The following is a 16,938-nucleotide window of genomic DNA, read 5'->3' on the forward strand; positions in this document are numbered from 1 at the left end:
CTGCGTTGGATTCGAACCAACGGCCCCCTCATTAAAAGTGAGATGCTCTACCGACTGAGCTAGCAAGACATAGTTATTTAAAAAAGAATTGAGATTATACAAAAAACATTATTATATGTCAAGAAAAAATTAAATTTTAAATCAAATTAAAGCTATTTTGTCCGCTATTTCTAAGCAAAAAATATAAAATTTTATTTTTAAATTTTGTCAATTTAAAGCCAAAATTTCTTATAAATTTAAACCATTTTTATTTTGCAACTCAACAAGCAAAACTCCTTTGAGCATCTAATCCGCTTAGTGGCAAATTTAATCCCTACCTAAAAACCTTACCGCCATTTTTCTTGCTTTTTCTATCTTTTCAGCCTCTTGATTTTTGGACTGTGCTAGATGATATCCACTTTTTACCAAACAAAATTTGAGCCGCTTCTATCATAACTGCGCAAGCGTATAGCTCTTTTTCGCTAGAGATACCTTGCAAAAATGAGGCTTTTGTTTTATCTCGCAAGATTGCTTGGCTGGCCCTGTGAAATGACATCTGCATAAGGCTAGCTGCCGCCCAAGCCCTGCAAAGGCTGTCCTTGCTCTACCAAGCATCTCGCCTATTAAAATATCTATTTGTTCTAACGTACCAACCCAGCCAAGCGCTATTATAAGCTTGCGGCGAAGTGCATCATTTGTCCCTAAAAAAGAGGTTATTTGAGGAATAAGGCGGTCACAAAACGCGGTGTAAAAATCTCTATGCTTAGATTTAGTGAGGATTTGCGCTATAAGACAGATGGTTTCTATTTTTAGTTTTTGATCGCTCTTTTTGGCTAAGCGCTCAAACAAAAACTCCAGCCCAGCGCCTCCATGCCTATCAAAACTGCTTTCTAAATTTAGCTGCCTGCCCTCTTGCCACTCTTTGCAAATGAGCTCATAGTGATACGCTATCTCATCACTTGCGCCTAAATTTGCTATAAATTTGATCCTTTTGCTATCTGGGAAATTCTCTTTTTTAAGCTCTAGATACTCTCTTTCAAGATCATTTAAACTTAGCACTAAATTTTACTTTATCATCTCAAGTTTGGCTTTGCAGGCATCTTTGTAAGCACTTATGAAATTTGAGCCAACGCATTCGTTTAGATAGGGTTTAGCTAGCTTATACTGCTTTTGCCTGATGTAAATTTCACTTGCCAAATTTAGCGCATGCAAGCGGTCCTCTGGCTCAAGCTTCATATTTAGTATAAATTTCGCCTCATCAAGCGCCTCATCGAGGTTATCTGTCTTTAACGAAGCCTCTGAGTAGTCAAAATTTAGCTTTGGTGAGAAGGTATTTATCTTGGCTCTAGTTTGCAGCTCAAGCGCCTTTTTAGCGTAGGTTGCAGCGATAGCATAGTCGTTGCTCTTCATCGCGTAGTCACATATAGCTGCGTATGCCTCGATGATCTTAAAGTCCTGCCCTCTTAGCTGCTCGATCGCGCTGATCGTTGAGACCGCCTCAGTAAAGCGCTTTAGCGCAAGCAGCGAGTAAAATCTATCAAAAAGCGATGGCGTAGGATCCGAGTACTCGACCGCTGAACCAAGCGAGAGCGCGTCATTTGCCGCAGTGATCGCATGCTCGTAGTCTTTATTTTTATATAAAATTTTGCTCAAATTTACCAGCCACTCGACTCTATCTTCTAAATTTTCATCCTTTACATGCGCCTTGGCAAGCTCTAGCGCATCGTTGTAACGTGCCGTTCTAAAGTAACAGTTAAATAGCTTAAACTGCGGCAAAGATACCTTGCTCACATCGTAGTTTTCGAGTAAATTTACAACCGCCGTGCAGTCATCTTTTATGAAAAACTCTTTTGTTAGCTCAAGCGCAGCCTCATTTACAAGCTCCATCGCCTTGCTTAAATTTTCATCTTTTGCGAGGTTGTTATAAGCTAGCGCATCGGCAAATTTACGCTCTTTTAGATCAAGCTCGAGCTCGCTAATTAATGCCTTTTGGCTGATATTTGTGCCGGCATATTTTTCGATGAGATCTTTATATCTTGCGTGAAGTGCGGTGGCATTTTTGTCGTCCTCTTCAAAAAATAACCCATCCTTTGCCTTGGCGACCTCATCGATATAATCGCCATATTTAAACTCTTTTTCGTATCTGTTTAGATACTCATACGCCCTTTTTTCATCTTTGGTTTTGGCTAAATTTAACGCTAAATTTTTTAATGCTGCCTCGTAAAAATCCTTTGTCCTGTCGCTATTATTTACCAAAATTTCATAAATTTTAGCAGCCACATCTGGCATATCTTTGCTGGCAAATGTATAGGCTAAATTCATCGATTTTGTCGGATCGTTCATAAAAAATTTTTCATTTGCATTTGCGATCTTTAGCACAAATTTCTTCGCCTCATCAAATTTCTCTTTATCGATATTTGCGTCTGCTAGACTTAGCGCAGCCCTGCTTGCAAGGTCGATGTCATTTGTCGAGTAGAGCACCTTTTCATAGTCGCTTAGCGCCTCTTTTTGCCTGCCTATTTTATATAGGTAGTCAGCATAATCAAGCGTGGCAAGCTTTGTAAATTTAGACTCTGCGTGCTCTTCACTTAGTATGTCAAGCATATATTTTGCATCACTTGCGATGCTATCTTTGAGGTAGGCTCTGGCGATGAGATATAGCACCTCTGAGTAGTTCTCATCAGATGGAAATTTCCTTATCCAGGCTCTGCCCTCGCTTACGATATCTTTTGGCTCAAGCCCCTCAAACTCGCTCTTTGTCTCAAAAATTTTATCAAGCGCTCTTAGTCTAAAAAGTAAAAACTCACTTGAGAAAAGACTGGCTGGATGCCTTTTCATCGCTGTTTGCGTATCTTTTACCACGCTTTCATAAGCGCCCTTTTCGTAAGCTCTTTTTATATTTATGTAGATGTCTATATCATTGCTATCAAGCCCAGCGATAGGCGCTTTGTTAAGATCGAGTGCTCCGATGCTTGGACTTAGCATATCTCTAAAATCAGGCGAAAAATTTAGCCCAGATACTCTTTTGCTGTTTTCACTTAGCGAAGTGTCGATGATGATGCTAAAGTGCTTTGAAATGGTCGTCTTTGGCGTATCTTGCACGCTTGGGCTGCTATAAAGCTCAGTTTGAACATTTAGAAGTTTTGAGGGTGCTTTTGGCATGATGACGATAAAGAGCTTGCCGTCTTGCTTTTTATATTTTATGTCCATTAAAGGCAATGTCGTATCTTCGATCTTTGGCAAGATCCCATCATCGAGCATACAAACGTAGCGCTTCGTGTCGTAGGCTAAAATTTGCTCCACACATTCAAATTCTTTCTCGTCGCTTAGCTGAAGGACGCTATAAGGCTTATTTGCGTTTGCGCCGCTGTTTAGGCTAAGGCTAAAGGCGGATAGATAAAGCGGTAAAAATAAGATGGTTAAGAGCTTTTTCATGCCGCCATTATAGTTAAATTTTCTAAAATCCTGAAGCAAAGACAAAATGCTCGATAAATTCCAAAATCGCTCCAGAAAATAAAAAGGCAAAGACCGTGCCAGCAACGGCAACTCCAACGATCACTTTTAGCGCCATCGAGACGTTTGAGATGTAGATATTTTTATCTTTTACGATAGGCTCTTTTAAAAACATAAAGACGATGAGCTTTAGGTAGTAATAAATAGCAATCGCTGAGTTTATCATGATGATGAGGCTAAGCACGACGTAGTCAGACTTTATGAGCGATGAGATAAGCACCATCTTGCCCCAAAATACGCTAAAAGGCGGTATGCCAGCAAGGGCGATCATGAAAATTCCCATTATCACAGCGTAACTTGGCAAAATTTTAATAAGCCCTGAAAATTTCTCATACGGATGTTTAAAGCGCTTGTCCCAGCAGACGACGTCGTCGCACCTTGCAACCCAGAGCATAGAAAATGCGCCCAAATTTGCAAACAAAAACATGATCCAGTAGAAAAACAAGGCGACATTTGCCTCGTGAGAATTTGCCACAAGTGCGCAAAGCACAACACCAGCGTGAGCTATGGAGCTAAAAGCGAGCATCCTTTTGACGTCTTTTTGCACTAGCGCCATGATGTTTGCAAGGCTCATCGTAAGCACGGCGATGATGTAGAGCATATCTTTTATCCATGAAATTCCAGAGCCCTCAAGCATCGCAAAAATTCTTAACGCGACGATAAATCCCGCCACCTTTGGCACGATCGACATATAGCCAGCTAGTGGGGCATTTGAGCCCTCATAAACGTCTGGTATCCATGTGTGAAATGGTATGAGCGAGAGCTTAAAGCCAATAGCTGAAGCGATGAAAACGCAGCCAAGAAGGATTATTAAATTTTGATTTAGGCTAAGATCTTTTATGACAACGCCTATACGAGCGATGTCTATTGAGTTTGTTGCTAGATAAAACATCGCTATCGCCATCGCAAAAAAGCCAGCTGAGAGCGAGCCCATCGCGAAGTATTTGATAGCAGCCTCGACGCTTTTTGCCTTGTTGTGAAGGGCGATTAGGGTGTAGAGGCAAAGCGAGCTGATCTCAAGGCCTAAAAAGATGATAAGTAGGTTGTTTGAGCTCACCATAAACAAAAATCCAGTGATCATAAACAAAAATAGCGCGTAATACTCGTAAATTTTATACTCAAAATACTCTTTTGTGCTAAGCGCCAGCGGGATGAAAAGAGCTGAGGCGATTAGGATAATGATCTGCGAGATGATAGAAATTCCATCAACTAAGAGCATATCCCAAAAGCTTAGGCTAAGCCCGTTAAAATCGAGTGTAATGCCTAAATTTACAAATATAGCGATGATGCAAAATACGCAGTAGAAATTCCTCGAAAGATCCTTTTTTATCGCTCCAACTATGAGGATAAAAAGTGCAAAAACCATCATGCTAAGCATCGGCGAGAGTGATTGCAAAGAGATCTCGTTTAGGTCTAAAAAGGCTATTTCGTTCATAGTTTGCTCCCGCCGTTTAAAGATGAAATTTTATCTTTTGTGCCGCTATTTACAGCTCTAGTTTGCATTTTGCTTATGATATTTTGCACGCTTGGCTCAAGCGGTTTTAGTATCAAATTTGGTGCGATGCCAAGAATGATTATGAGCAAGCAAAGTGGCACAAGAGCAGCTAACTCTTTAAAATTTAGATCTTTTAGACTTAAATTTTTCTCCTTGCACTCGCCAAAAAAGACCCTCTTATAAAGTACTAGCATATAAACAGCGCCCACGATGATGCTAAAGCCACCAAGTAGCGCAAAGAGCTTGTTTAGCTTAAATACGCCAAGTAGGCTCAAAAACTCGCCCACAAAGCCAATCGTTAGTGGCAGGCCGATACTTGCAAGCGTTGCTATAAAAAATATAAGCGCATACTTTGGCATCACCTTGGCAAGACCGCCAAATTCGCAAATTTCTTTGGTGTGAGCTCTTTCGTAGATGACGCCAACTAACAAAAATAGCGCGCCACTAACGATGCCGTGGCTTATCATTAAAAATATTGAGCCGCCAAGGCCTATTAAATTTAGTGAAAAGATGCCAAGCATGATGACGCCCATGTGTGAGATCGAACTATAAGCGATCACTTGCTTCATATCGCTTTGTGCGTAGGCAACGAGGGCTGCGTAGATGATCATGATGATAGCTATGACGCAGACAAAGCCGCTTAAAAGAAAGCTTGCATCTGGAAAAAGTGGGAGTGAAAATCTCACAAAGCCGTAAGTACCCATCTTTAAAAGCACGCTAGCAAGCAGCACTGAGCCGATAGTCGGAGCCTGTCCGTGCGCGTAAGGCAGCCATGTGTGAAATGGAAATAGCGGAGTTTTCACGCCAAAAGCGAAGAAAAATGCTAAAAATAGCCAAATTTGAGCATTTTCTCCGATGCCAAGCTTGTACCAATCAAGCAGATTAAAGCTAAAGACGCCGCTTTTTTGATAGCACAGATAGCCGATAAAAATGATCGCTACTAGCATAAAGACAGAGCCTAAAAATGTATAGATGAAAAATTTAATCGCCGCGTAAATTCTATTTTTACTACCAAATGCGCCGATGATGTAAAGTAGCGGTATGAGGCTAAGCTCCCAAAAGCTATAAAACAAGATCATATCAAGCGCGCTAAAGACGCCCATCATCGTGCTCTCTAAAAATAGCACGCTAATAACAAGGTGCTTTAAATTTCCATCATCGCTAAGGGCTGCGATAGAGATGAAGCTCATAAATGCGCTAAGGACTATAAGCACAAGCGAAATGGTGTCGATGCCGACAAAATAGCTGATATTTAGGCTTGGTATGAGCGAGACTTGATGCGTTAAAACAAAGTCATAACCCTGAAAATCGACATTGACGCAGATAAAAATGGCAAGCAAAAGCTCGATTAACGCGATGCTTGCTCCATAAAATTTGATGCTTTTATTTTCTATCAAAAAGCCAAGTATTGCGCTTATTGCTGGGAAAAATATTATGACACTTAGCATTATTTGGCTCCGTTTAATAAAAATATAAAGCTTAAAAGCAAGGCAAATCCTGCGACCATAAATCTAAGCATGACGCTTAAATCTCCGCTTTGCATTTTGTTTGCAAGATATGCAAATTTAGTAACCAAAAGTGCGACGAAATCAACACTTCGATCAACTATCATCTCATCAAATTTCTTGCAAATTTTAGAGATAAAAGCGTAGCCATTTATAAAAAATTTCTCATAAAATTTTGGTATAAAGTAGGCATTTTGCAAAATTTTGTAAATTTTACTTTCGCAAATGCTCTCTTTAAAAATTTCTTTTTTATAAGCAAACACAGCAAAGCCAGCGCTTGCAAGCACTAAGCCAAGCGTTAAAACGAGTAAGAAAATTTCACTGCTGTGAGATAAATTTAGCTTAAAATCCCCAAGGCTATTACTTAAAAACTCGCTAAAGTTACTCCAGAAAAAACCGCTGATAACTGAGAGAACGCCAAGCACGCTCATGCCAACAAGCATGTAGTTTTTGGCTTCATGTGCGTGCTCATCGCTCTTTGGCCTTGCAAAAAAGACAAGCATGACAAGCCTAAAGCTATAAAATGCCGTAAGCACCGCGCCAAAGAGCAAGATGACCCACAAAATTTGATCTTCACTAAAGGCGACTTCTAAAATTTTATCTTTTGAAAAAAAGCCAGCAAATGGATAAAAACCAGCCAGTGCGCAGCTTGCGATGATAGAAAGAAGTGCGGTTGGCTTCATAAATTTATAAAGCCCGCCCATTTTTTTGATATTTAGCTCGTCATTCATCGCGTGCATGACGTTTCCAGCGCACAAAAAGAGAAGTGACTTGAAAAATGCGTGCGTGACAAGGTGAAAAAGTGCGATCTTATACGCCCCAAGACCAGCTGCTACAAACATATATCCAAGCTGCGAAAGCGTCGAGTAGGCGACTATCTTTTTAAGGTCATTATGCACTAGCGCGATGCTAGCGGCAAATATCGCTACAAATGCGCCAAGGCAGGCGATAAAGTGCGAGACTTCAGGCACATTTGCAAAGATGAAATTTGCGCGTATGACTAGATAGACGCCAGCTGTTACCATGGTCGCAGCGTGGATGAGCGCAGAAACCGGCGTTGGTCCCTCCATGGCGTTTGCAAGCCATGTGTGAAATGGAAACTGCGCGCTTTTGCCCATGGCGCCTATGAAAAGAAGTGTGGCGATGATGCCTAAATTTAGCCCAGAAAGGTCGCTTCTAGCGTTAAAAACCTCGCTAAATTTAAGCGAGCCAAAGCTATAAAATATATAAAAAATGCCAACAAGCATCGCTAGATCAGCCACTCTGTTCATCACGAAAGCCTCGTTTGCAGCGACATTTGCGCTAGACCTTTTATACCAAAAGCCAATAAGCAGCCAAGAGCAAAGCCCAACGCCCTCCCAGCCGATAAAGAGCCCTATGAAGTTATCACTTGTTACAAGGACGTTCATGCAAAAGACAAAGAGCCCAAGGTAACTAAAAAAGCGGTTGAAACTCGCGTCATCTCTCATGTAGCCAATGGAGTAGATATGCACGATACTAGCGACCACGCCCACGGTGCTAAGCATCACAAGGCTGATGGCGTCAAGGTAGAAGCTAAAGCTAAGATCAAGCGAGCCTAAGTTTATAAACTCTTTTAGGGTTAAATTTAGTGGTTCATCTACGCTAAGACTAGCCGTTAGCATGAGTGAAGCTGTGGCGCTAACGATCATGAGAAGCGAGCAAAAAAGACCGATAAATAAATTCTTGCTGCTATGCGAAAAGATACCAGCTATGATGAAGCTAAGAAGCGGAAAAAATAGCGAAATACAAAATAAAATCATCTCTTAGCCTTTCATATTTGTCATCGAATCTAAACTGATGCTGCCAGTCTTTTTATACCAAAGCACGAGAAGACCTAGCCCCACGGCGACCTCGCTAGCTGCTATGGCTACTATGAAAAATGCGATGATCTGCCCAGTTAGGTCAAAGTAGTATTTTGAGATGGCTGCAAGTGCGATGTTTGCTGAGTTTAGTAAAATTTCGCTTGAGAAAAATAGCATTATCAAATTTCTTCTTCTCATTATGCCAACAAGCCCTATGACAAAGACTAGACTTGCTAGGATGAGGTAGTGAGTAAGGCCTATCATAGCATCTCCTCAAATTTGCTTTGTGCGTCTAGGTCTTTGTGTATCAAGATGATGCCAGCCACCATCGCCACAAGTAGCATGATAGCGCACATCTCAAAGGCTAGCAGATACTTGCTAAAGAGTAAAATTCCAACCGCTTCGATGTTGCCAAGACTAGCGAGAGTAGAATTTACCACCTCTTGCTTAGCGCTATAGATCGGCGCTAAAAAGATAAATATCAAAAGAAGCGCTATGAAGCTGCTTAGAAGATAGACGATGATCTTTGCTTTTTTGCCGCTTTTTGGCTCGCACTCCTTACTGGTGTCAAAAAACATCATCGCAAACGCGTATAAAACGACCACGGCGCCTGTATAGACGACGATTTGCACCACGCCTAAAAACTCAGCCCCAAGCAAGAAAAATATAGCTGATATAAAAACCATGCCAGCAGCTAGCGCAGAGACCGCATTTATGGCGTTTTTGCAAAGCACACTAAAAGAAAAACTAACTAATATAAGGGCGCTAAAAAGATAAAATGCAAAGCTCTCATACATCGCTTGACCCTTTTAAATTTACATCCATCACTTCTGCCTTATCTTCATTTGTAAGCGCATTTGGCGTCTTTTTTACCAGGCTATCAGCATTTTTAGGTAGTGCGCCATAGCCCTCAAACTCAGCTTGATCTTTTAAAAATTTATCATCTGTTAAAAACTCAGCCTTTGTGCCAAAGAGGATTTTGTTTTCACTTGCGACCTCGTACTCTTGCCCGCAAACTATGGCAATCTCAGGACAGACATCAGCGCAAAATCCGCAATAGACGCACCTACTTAAATTTATCGTGTAGCTTGCAACCTTTTTGCGGCCATCCTCGCCAAGCGAGGTCTTCATCGAGATGCAGTTGCTAACGCAAATTTTCTCACATAATCCACAGCCTATGCAGCGCTCATTTTCGCTTTCAACAAATTTTAAAAGTCTATGAATTCCCCTATATCTGGCGTTTAGCTGCATCTTTTGCATAGGGTATTTTAGGGTGTGCGACTTGCTAAATAGCATCTGCTTTAGCGTGATCTTTAGCCCCACCAAAAGATCAAGCTTAAAAGTAGCGGCGATGAAGTGCTTAAATTTATCAAATGCCCCTTTTGGCTCTATCTTTTCGTCTATCAAAATATATCTTTTCTCGCTCATTTTACGCCTTAGATAAGTAGTGCAAAGCCGGTGATTACGACATTTAAGATACCAAGCGGAAGTAAAATTTTCCAGCAAAGCATGCTAAGCTGATCGACCCTTAGATGCGGCCACGACGCCCTCGTCCAAAGGAAAAAGAAAAAGACTAGGCTTGATTTTAAGATGATCATCAAAGCACCTGGGATAAATAAAAACTCATTAAAACCGCCCAAAAACAAAAGCGTGATGATGATACTTGCTGCGATCATATTTGTGTATTCGCCGATAAAAAACATCGCCCACCTCATGCCGCTATACTCAGTGCCGTAGCCTGCTACGATCTCGGTCTCGTTTTCTGTTAGGCAAAATGGCGTTCTGTTGCACTCCACAAAGCTTGCCATCACGAAAAGCACGAAGGCAAGGGGCTGCTTGAAGATGAGCCAGTTAAAGATGCCTTTTTGGTAGTTGTTTATATCAACTAACGAGAGCGAGCTAGTCACCATGACAACGCTTAAAAGTGCCATGCCAGCGACCACTTCGAAGCTAAGAAGCGATACGACTGCGCGAGCGGCGCTGATTAGTGCAAATTTATTGTAGCTTGCAAGACCTGCTGCAAGTGGTGAAAAGACGCAAACTGCTGCCACGCCAGCGATATACAAAACGCCCACATTTATATCTGCAAGTATCGGTCTAATCGTATGCCCAAAAACCTCAAACTCAGGTAAAAATGGCACAGGCGCAAGCGCTGCAAATGCCGCGATAGCAGAGATGAGAGGGGCTATTAGAAAGATAAATTTATTTGCATTTACAGGCACGATGTCCTCTTTTGTAAAGAGCTTTATCATGTCAGCCACGATCTGAAGCACGCCAGCAGGCCCCACCATATCAGGTCCCACGCGGCGCTGCATGTAGGCTAGCACCTTTCTCTCAGCGTAGGTTGCAAGCCCTGCGAGGCTAGCCATGACGGCCAAGATGACGACTGCTTTAACAATAGTTGTTATCACGAAAAATAGCATTTCACTCATTCTCTGCCTTTATTATTTTTACGCTAGCAAAACTCTTGCTCTCAAAAATGGCGCTTACATCAAGCTTATCATCGTAGTCGCCAAGATAGGCCGCCACGCCTCCTAGCTCGCTATCAAGCTCCACGCAAATGGCAAGCTTTTGCCCATTTTTTTCTAAAATGACCGCTTCATTTTGTGAAATTTCAAATTTAGCCATAAACTCGCTACTTGCATAAAGTTTCGCGCGTTTAGCAGTTTGGCTAGCATAGTTTGCAAAAAACGATGGCAAATTTATAGGATTTGCAAGGCTTATTAGCGCTTCATCCTCTTTTAAATTTAGCTCATTTTTTTCTTTAAAAAGTAGCTCTACATCGTCTTTTGGCGTGAAATTTGAAATTTCAAGCTTGTAGCCTCTGTGGCTTGTGCCATCATTTGCGTAAAAATTTTCTAAATCATCAAATTTAACGCCCCTGTAACCCTTCTCTTTTGGTAGCTTTGGTGTGTAATCGATCGTATTTTTAGCCGCTAGCCCAAGCGCATTTGCGATGTCGTTTAAGAAGTAGCCGTTATGAGCCAAAGCCGCATTTGTCGGCACTACTTCGTTATTTATGCTTGTAAATGTGCCCTCTTGCTGATTTAGCGCGCCAGCGTCAAGATCGCCCTCAAAAATGCTAAATTTAAACTCGCCCATTTCGTTGTATCCTAGCGTCTTGCCAGGCTTTTTCTCGTGTGAAAGCGTACAAATTTTAGCCACGCCAAGCGAGTTTGTGCGAGGTGGTATGAGCATCACACGAAACGGCGTAGCTCTTGCGATCACTCCAGCAAGGGCTGCAAGTAAATTTGCATTTTCATGAGCGTAAAAGTCGCTACCTAAAATGAGCGTAAATTTAGCCTTGTCTTCGCTAAGAGCTGCTACTTCTAAGTCAAAGCTCTCTTCAAATTTTTCAAGTCTAGCCTGAAGTGCTGCTGGTAAATTCTCACCCCAGTTTTTAAGCACAAAGAGTAAAATTTGCTCCAATTCTCCAGCCTCATAGCTCACACAGGCGAAATTCTTTGAAAATTTCTTCACCACCTCATCAGCGATGTGATGAAAGTAAATTCCAGCAGCTTTATTCATCTTAAGGGCGTTATTTAGCTTATAGCTAGTTACTGGGCTCTCATGGCGCAAGAAGCTGCCAGCCGTGATCACAAAGTCGCTATTTTTTAGGCTCTCATAGTCTGCATTATATGAGCTAAGACCGCTAAATTTGCTAAAAATATTTAAGAAATTTTGAAATTTAAAAGCCTCATCGTTTAATAAATTTAGATCAAATTTCTCTCTCAAGCGCTCCAAAATAAGCGCTTCTTCGTTTGTTATGAAGCTATTAAATTTTATATTTTTTATGTTGCCGTTTTTAAAATTTAAGACCAGCTCGTTAAATTTCGTCTCATTTTTACGCGCGTTTTCGTTGTGAAAGTCGTAACCAAACCTTGCCACACCGCTGATCTCGCCAAAGTGAAAGTCATTGCTAACGCGGTAAATTTGCTTGCTTCTATCGCTAGTGCTTTTTTCTTTTACGTCATAAAAAATGAGTTCGCAGTCGCTTTGGTGCGGATTTGCCGCTGGGACGTGGCTTAGCTCCCAGATATTTGAGCTATACTGAAAATTTGAGCTAACAAGCGCGCCAACAGGGCAGACGCTGATACACTCGCCACAAAATGAGCAGTCCAAATTTTCGCCCGCACTTGGGGCAATTAAGCTCTTTTGCATCTTGCTAAAGACGGCGTAGGCATCTTTTGGCATGCTCTCTTTTAGCTCTTTTGGCACTTCAACGCCCCTTGGCACCGTTTTTAGCGCGCTCTCGCCGATCTTATCTTTGCAAACCGTCACGCACCTCTCGCAGACCACGCAAAGGGCTGGGTCGTAGTTTATTAGCCCCCATTTTTTGTGCGGTTTGTGCGTGTCCTCTATGGCAAAACTTTGCTCTTTTACATTTAGATGTGTTGTCAAATTTTGCAATTCACACTCGCCACTTTTGTCGCAAACGCCGCATTGAAGGGGGTGATTGACGCAGTATGTCTGCATGATCGCATTTCGCTCAGCAGCGATCTCTGGCGTATTTGTGTAAATTTGCATATCCTCTTTGGCTTTGGCGTTGCAGCTATAGATCACTTTGCCGTTTGCTTCGACCATGCAAAGCCTGCAAGCAAGCGTTGGCGAACAGCCGCTAAGGTAGCAAAGCGCAGGGATGTAGATGCCATTTGCCCTTGCGATGTTTAGGATGCTCTCGCCCTCGTTTACCTCTAAAATTTGATCGTTTATGGTGATTTTCATTTGCTAACTACTACTTGTTTAAATGCGTATCCATCAAACTCTTTTGTGCCAAGCAGGGCAACCGTGCCTTTTAGCGCTGGATCAAGCCTAAATTTAGCGCTCACACTAAAATCTTTTGCCTTTAAATTTAATGTTTCGCCATCCTTTGCCTTTGCCACGATGCCAAACTGCACGCCGCCCACGATCTCGTCGCTTGCGTTTTTGTTTAGATAGACGACGGCTCCGTCAAAATTGTCAAGCTCTCTTAGCTCGTCTACCTCGCCATAGCCTGTAAATTCATCTCTCTCGCCGCCTGCTAAGACGACATTTTTACCTAAAATTTCAAGTAGCCAAAAGATCGCATCTTTGTCTGGATGAGTAAAAAAAGAGTCGTCAATGATCACGTTTTTAACGTCCTTTATCCACTCGCCAAGCTCCTCAAACTCCTCCTCGCCCACGTTGCACTCGCCACTTATCAGCCCATCATCAAGCTCGTCAAAAAACTCATTTTGCACCAAATTTGCATACTTACAAAGAAGCGCTAAGACATAGCTTATCGATCCTATCTCGCAGCGGATCAAATTTTCGCCGCCAAGCTCGTTATCTTCAAAGCATGAGATGTATTTAAACTCGTGCTCTTTTATCTTTTTTGCTAAATTTTTGTCGCTCAAACTTAGTAAATTTGCGATACTTAGGCTCTTGCCTGCTATTAGATCATTAAATTTCATATCTTGCCCTTTTTTATCGTTAATGCCCAATCAACTTGGTTAAATTTAAGCGAGTTCATCACCTCGCAGTTTAGGTTATAAGCCAAATTTACAGCTTTCTCCACGCCGCTGTAATCTCCTATCTCAAACAAAAATATCACCACTTCGCCTGGCTCACTAGCCTTTATCTGCTGCCCAAGAGTGCTCAAAAACTCGCCCTTTAGATGCCTAAGATCGACCCTTCTCATCTATCAACCTCGCCTAAGATGATATTTGTGCTGCCAATTATTGCAGCCACGTCTGCCACATACTGCCCAACTAGCATGTCTTCATAAATAGCGCAGTGCCAAAAGCTTGGAGTACGAATTTTTAGGCGGTACGGGCTTGCGCTACCGTCTGAGTTTATATAAATTCCAAGCTCGCCCTTTGGCGACTCACTAGCAAAGTAAATTTCGCCCTTTGGTGGCTTTAGCCCCTGAGTTATCAGCACAAAATGCTGCATAAGTGAGTAGTTTTGGCTCATTATCTGCTCTTTTGAAGCGCTCACATACTCTGGCGCGTCGGCGATGATGGCAGGGCTGCTGGTCTGATACTTGCTAACGCACTGCTTTAAAATTTTCACGCACTCACGCATCTCTTTCATATAAAGCAGGTATCTCGCGTAGCAGTCGCCCTTGGTGGCATAAGGCACGTCAAATTCTAGCTCGTCGTAGATGAGATATGGCTCCTCTTTTCTGATATCACGTGCGACCCCACTTGCTCTTAGCATGACGCCAGAGCAGCCGCTACTAAGGGCTAGCTCCTTGCTAACTACGCCCACATCAACAAGCCTTGCTTGCCAAATTCTATTTTCACTTAGCAGATCTTCATAAAGCGTGATGTCGCTTGGAAATTTCTCGCAAAATTTAAGCAGCTCCTCGCACCAGCCATCAGGTAGATCAAGCGGCACACCACCGATCCTTATCGAGCTGTGAGTTAGTCTTGCGCCGCAGTATTTTTCTATGAGATCAAGGACGTATTCACGCTCTCTAAATGCGTATAAAAAGACACTCATTGCCCCCACATCAAGGGCGTGCGTAGCTAAAAATAAAAGGTGCGAGCTGATGCGATTTAGCTCTAAAAGCATCACTCTAATGATCTGCGCACGGCGAGGCACTTCTATAGCGCAAAGCTTCTCCACAGCCGCGCAAAATGCGTAGTTATTCGCACTCGATGCGATGTAATCCACCCTGTCAGTCACTGGGATAAACTCCTGATAGGTCATATTTTCAGCCATCTTCTCAACACCTCGGTGCATAAAGCCAACCTCTGGCATCGCACGCACGACCTTTTCGCCGTCAAGCTCTAGCACGAGTTTTAGCTGGCCATGTGCGCTTGGGTGTTGTGGGCCAAAATTTAGTATCATCTTGCCGTCATTTTGCTCAAATTCTAAATTTTCAAAAAATGGTTTTAAGCGGTTTGGTGCCTGGCTCAAGGTCTTTCCTTTACTATCTGGCTTTGGTTAAATTTAGCCTTTTTGACAAATCTCACGCCGCCTTCTTCTTGATACTCATACTCTTCATTTTCGTCAAACACGCGTGAAAATCCAAAGGTATCTTTCTCGTCGACAAAGGCTGGGTCGCGGTTCTCTTCGCCGATCTGCTCTCTAAACTCACTCCCAAAAATTTTATCCACCTCGTACCATTTAGCAGCCTCGTCGCCAACTAGCGGGTAGCTCTTTAAAAGCGGGTGCGAGTGCCAGTCATCGGGCATGATGAGGCGCTTTAAATTTGGATGATCTTTGATTAAGACGCCGCTTAGATCATACATCTCACGCTCCGCCCAGTTTGCGCTTTTATAAAGCTCGCAAACGCTTTTTAGCATTTCGTCCTTTTTAACAAAGCACTTTACTCGCGTGCGCCTATTTTTGCTAACACTTAAAAGCTGATAAAAGACCTCGTATCCACCTTTTTGAGCTATATAATCAACCGCCGCAAGCTCGCAAAGCTGTTCATATCCGAATTTCTTTAATGTTTCAAGCGCTTTAAAATTTTCACTTGAATTTACGTAGAGAACAAGTTGGTCAAACTCCACGTAGCTAGATAAAATTTGCACTCCGCTTTGCTCTAAAACAGCTAGCTCTTCGTCAAATTTAGAGCCACTTGCCACTTCTTTTGGCGTCTGCTTGGCGATATAAAATTTCTCGCTGTAGTACTGCTTTTTTTGCAGGTCGTTTTTTGGCTTATACTCTCTCATATATCTAGCTTTCTTGGCTTTTGCGCTCTAAATGCACTTTGTTTTCTTATCTTTTTTTGAAGCATCATAAGTGCGTATTGAAGCGTTTCTGGGCGCGGGGCACAGCCTGGGATGTAGATATCGACGGGGATTATGCGGTCTACGCCTTGAACGGTTGAGTAGGTGTTAAACATACCCCCAGTGTTTGCGCAGCTACCCATCGATATGACCCACTTTGGCTCAGGCATCTGGTCGTAAAGGCGCCTTGTAAATTCAGCGTGCTTTTTAGTTAGCGTGCCAGCTATGATCATCACCTCTGAGTGCCTTGGACTAGCCCTAAAAATGGTGCCAAATCTATCAAAGTCATATCTGCTCGCCCCACTTGCCATCATCTCGATCGCACAGCATGCAAGCCCATAGCTAAGCGCCCAAAGCGAGTTGCTTCTGCCCCACTGCACGAGCTTATCAACGGTTGTTAAAACTACTGGCAGACCGCCATTTGCAGCGTAGTTTATCTGATGCTTTGCCATTTAAAGACTCCTTTTTGCCAAGCGTAGGCAAAGCCGATGAGTAAGATCACTACAAAAAGCAACATCTCGATGAGCCCAAATAGCCCAAGCAGCCTAAAATCCACCGCCCACGGATACATAAAAATGACCTCAACGTCAAATAAAATAAATAAAATTCCATAAAAGAAGTAGTGGATATTTATCTTATTTGGCTGTTTTACGGTTGTCGGTCCGCACTCGTAAAAGCCAACTTTTAAACGCTCAGTGTTGCGGTTGGCTAGCTTTTTGCTTATTTTTGAAGATAAAAATGTTATCAGACTAAACGAACAAGTAGCTAACAAAAGTATGATAAAAGCGCCAAGATAGGTGCTGTCAAGCTCTGAGTGTGACATACTTCGCCTTTTTTAATTTTTCAAAATTCTACTAAATTTAAATTTATTTGATCTTGAAATAGCTCAAGAGTAGCGCACTCAAATCTCTTTTTGTGTA

General features: G+C 42.3%; 16 protein-coding genes. All 16 read right to left on the reverse strand.

Translation table 11 applies throughout. The features are described from left to right. Positions 1-429 precede the first annotated feature (429 nt). From CVS81_RS08330 to CVS81_RS08405, 16 genes are read right to left on the reverse strand one after another with little or no spacing between them, the layout of a single operon-like run. A complete protein-coding gene (locus tag CVS81_RS08330; protein WP_234399545.1) occupies positions 430-1,038 on the reverse strand; it encodes a HEAT repeat domain-containing protein in 609 nt (202 codons plus the stop codon). Positions 1,039-1,044: 6 nt separating this feature from the next. Then, entirely contained in the window at positions 1,045-3,414 is a 2,370-nt protein-coding gene (locus tag CVS81_RS08335) for a tetratricopeptide repeat protein (protein ID WP_107965704.1), read from the reverse strand. Positions 3,415-3,436: 22 nt separating this feature from the next. Continuing rightward, positions 3,437-4,927, reverse strand: coding sequence for an NADH-quinone oxidoreductase subunit NuoN (nuoN, locus tag CVS81_RS08340; protein ID WP_107965669.1), 1,491 nt, complete (start codon positions 4,925-4,927; stop codon positions 3,437-3,439). Continuing rightward, positions 4,924-6,435, reverse strand: a complete 1,512-nt coding sequence (locus tag CVS81_RS08345) for an NADH-quinone oxidoreductase subunit M (RefSeq protein ID WP_107965670.1) — start codon at positions 6,433-6,435, stop codon at positions 4,924-4,926. Before CVS81_RS08345 ends, nuoN begins: the two co-directional genes overlap by 4 nt. Then, entirely contained in the window at positions 6,435-8,273 is a 1,839-nt protein-coding gene (gene nuoL, locus CVS81_RS08350; protein ID WP_107965671.1) for an NADH-quinone oxidoreductase subunit L, read from the reverse strand. The genes CVS81_RS08345 and nuoL overlap by 1 nt, the downstream gene beginning before the upstream one ends. 3 nt (positions 8,274-8,276) lie before the next feature. Continuing rightward, entirely contained in the window at positions 8,277-8,579 is a 303-nt protein-coding gene (nuoK, locus tag CVS81_RS08355) for an NADH-quinone oxidoreductase subunit NuoK (RefSeq protein WP_004317991.1), read from the reverse strand. Further along, the gene (locus CVS81_RS08360; protein WP_107965672.1) at positions 8,576-9,112 is read right to left on the reverse strand and encodes an NADH-quinone oxidoreductase subunit J; all 537 of its coding nucleotides are present in this window, start codon (positions 9,110-9,112) and stop codon (positions 8,576-8,578) included. Before CVS81_RS08360 ends, nuoK begins: the two co-directional genes overlap by 4 nt. Beyond that, entirely contained in the window at positions 9,105-9,743 is a 639-nt protein-coding gene (gene nuoI / locus CVS81_RS08365; RefSeq protein ID WP_107965673.1) for an NADH-quinone oxidoreductase subunit NuoI, read from the reverse strand. Before nuoI ends, CVS81_RS08360 begins: the two co-directional genes overlap by 8 nt. 8 nt (positions 9,744-9,751) lie before the next feature. After that, positions 9,752-10,747: an NADH-quinone oxidoreductase subunit NuoH gene (nuoH, locus tag CVS81_RS08370; protein WP_107965674.1), complete on the reverse strand. Its 996-nt coding sequence runs from the start codon at positions 10,745-10,747 to the stop codon at positions 9,752-9,754. Beyond that, positions 10,740-13,040, reverse strand: a complete 2,301-nt coding sequence (locus CVS81_RS08375) for an NADH-quinone oxidoreductase subunit G (RefSeq protein WP_107965675.1) — start codon at positions 13,038-13,040, stop codon at positions 10,740-10,742. The genes nuoH and CVS81_RS08375 overlap by 8 nt, the downstream gene beginning before the upstream one ends. Beyond that, positions 13,037-13,747 (reverse strand): hypothetical protein, encoded by a 711-nt coding sequence (locus CVS81_RS08380; protein WP_107965676.1) that lies wholly within the window; start codon positions 13,745-13,747, stop codon positions 13,037-13,039. The genes CVS81_RS08375 and CVS81_RS08380 overlap by 4 nt, the downstream gene beginning before the upstream one ends. Further along, positions 13,744-13,974 carry an NADH-ubiquinone oxidoreductase subunit E family protein gene (locus CVS81_RS08385; protein WP_107965677.1) on the reverse strand — a complete coding sequence of 77 codons (231 nt, stop codon included), beginning with the start codon at positions 13,972-13,974 and terminating at the stop codon, positions 13,744-13,746. Before CVS81_RS08385 ends, CVS81_RS08380 begins: the two co-directional genes overlap by 4 nt. Next, positions 13,971-15,200, reverse strand: coding sequence for an NADH dehydrogenase (quinone) subunit D (gene nuoD / locus CVS81_RS08390; protein ID WP_103570107.1), 1,230 nt, complete (start codon positions 15,198-15,200; stop codon positions 13,971-13,973). Before nuoD ends, CVS81_RS08385 begins: the two co-directional genes overlap by 4 nt. Continuing rightward, entirely contained in the window at positions 15,197-15,961 is a 765-nt protein-coding gene (locus tag CVS81_RS08395) for an NADH-quinone oxidoreductase subunit C (RefSeq protein ID WP_107965678.1), read from the reverse strand. The genes nuoD and CVS81_RS08395 overlap by 4 nt, the downstream gene beginning before the upstream one ends. Further along, complete coding sequence (locus tag CVS81_RS08400) at positions 15,958-16,470, reverse strand: NuoB/complex I 20 kDa subunit family protein (RefSeq protein ID WP_021083979.1); 513 nt, start codon at positions 16,468-16,470, stop codon at positions 15,958-15,960. The genes CVS81_RS08395 and CVS81_RS08400 overlap by 4 nt, the downstream gene beginning before the upstream one ends. Further along, positions 16,452-16,841 (reverse strand): NAD(P)H-quinone oxidoreductase subunit 3, encoded by a 390-nt coding sequence (locus tag CVS81_RS08405; RefSeq protein ID WP_004318039.1) that lies wholly within the window; start codon positions 16,839-16,841, stop codon positions 16,452-16,454. Before CVS81_RS08405 ends, CVS81_RS08400 begins: the two co-directional genes overlap by 19 nt. Between the last annotated feature and the right edge of the window lie 97 nt (positions 16,842-16,938).

It is taken from the genome of Campylobacter concisus (genome assembly GCF_003049065.1).
GTDB lineage: Bacteria > Campylobacterota > Campylobacteria > Campylobacterales > Campylobacteraceae > Campylobacter_A > Campylobacter_A concisus_BE.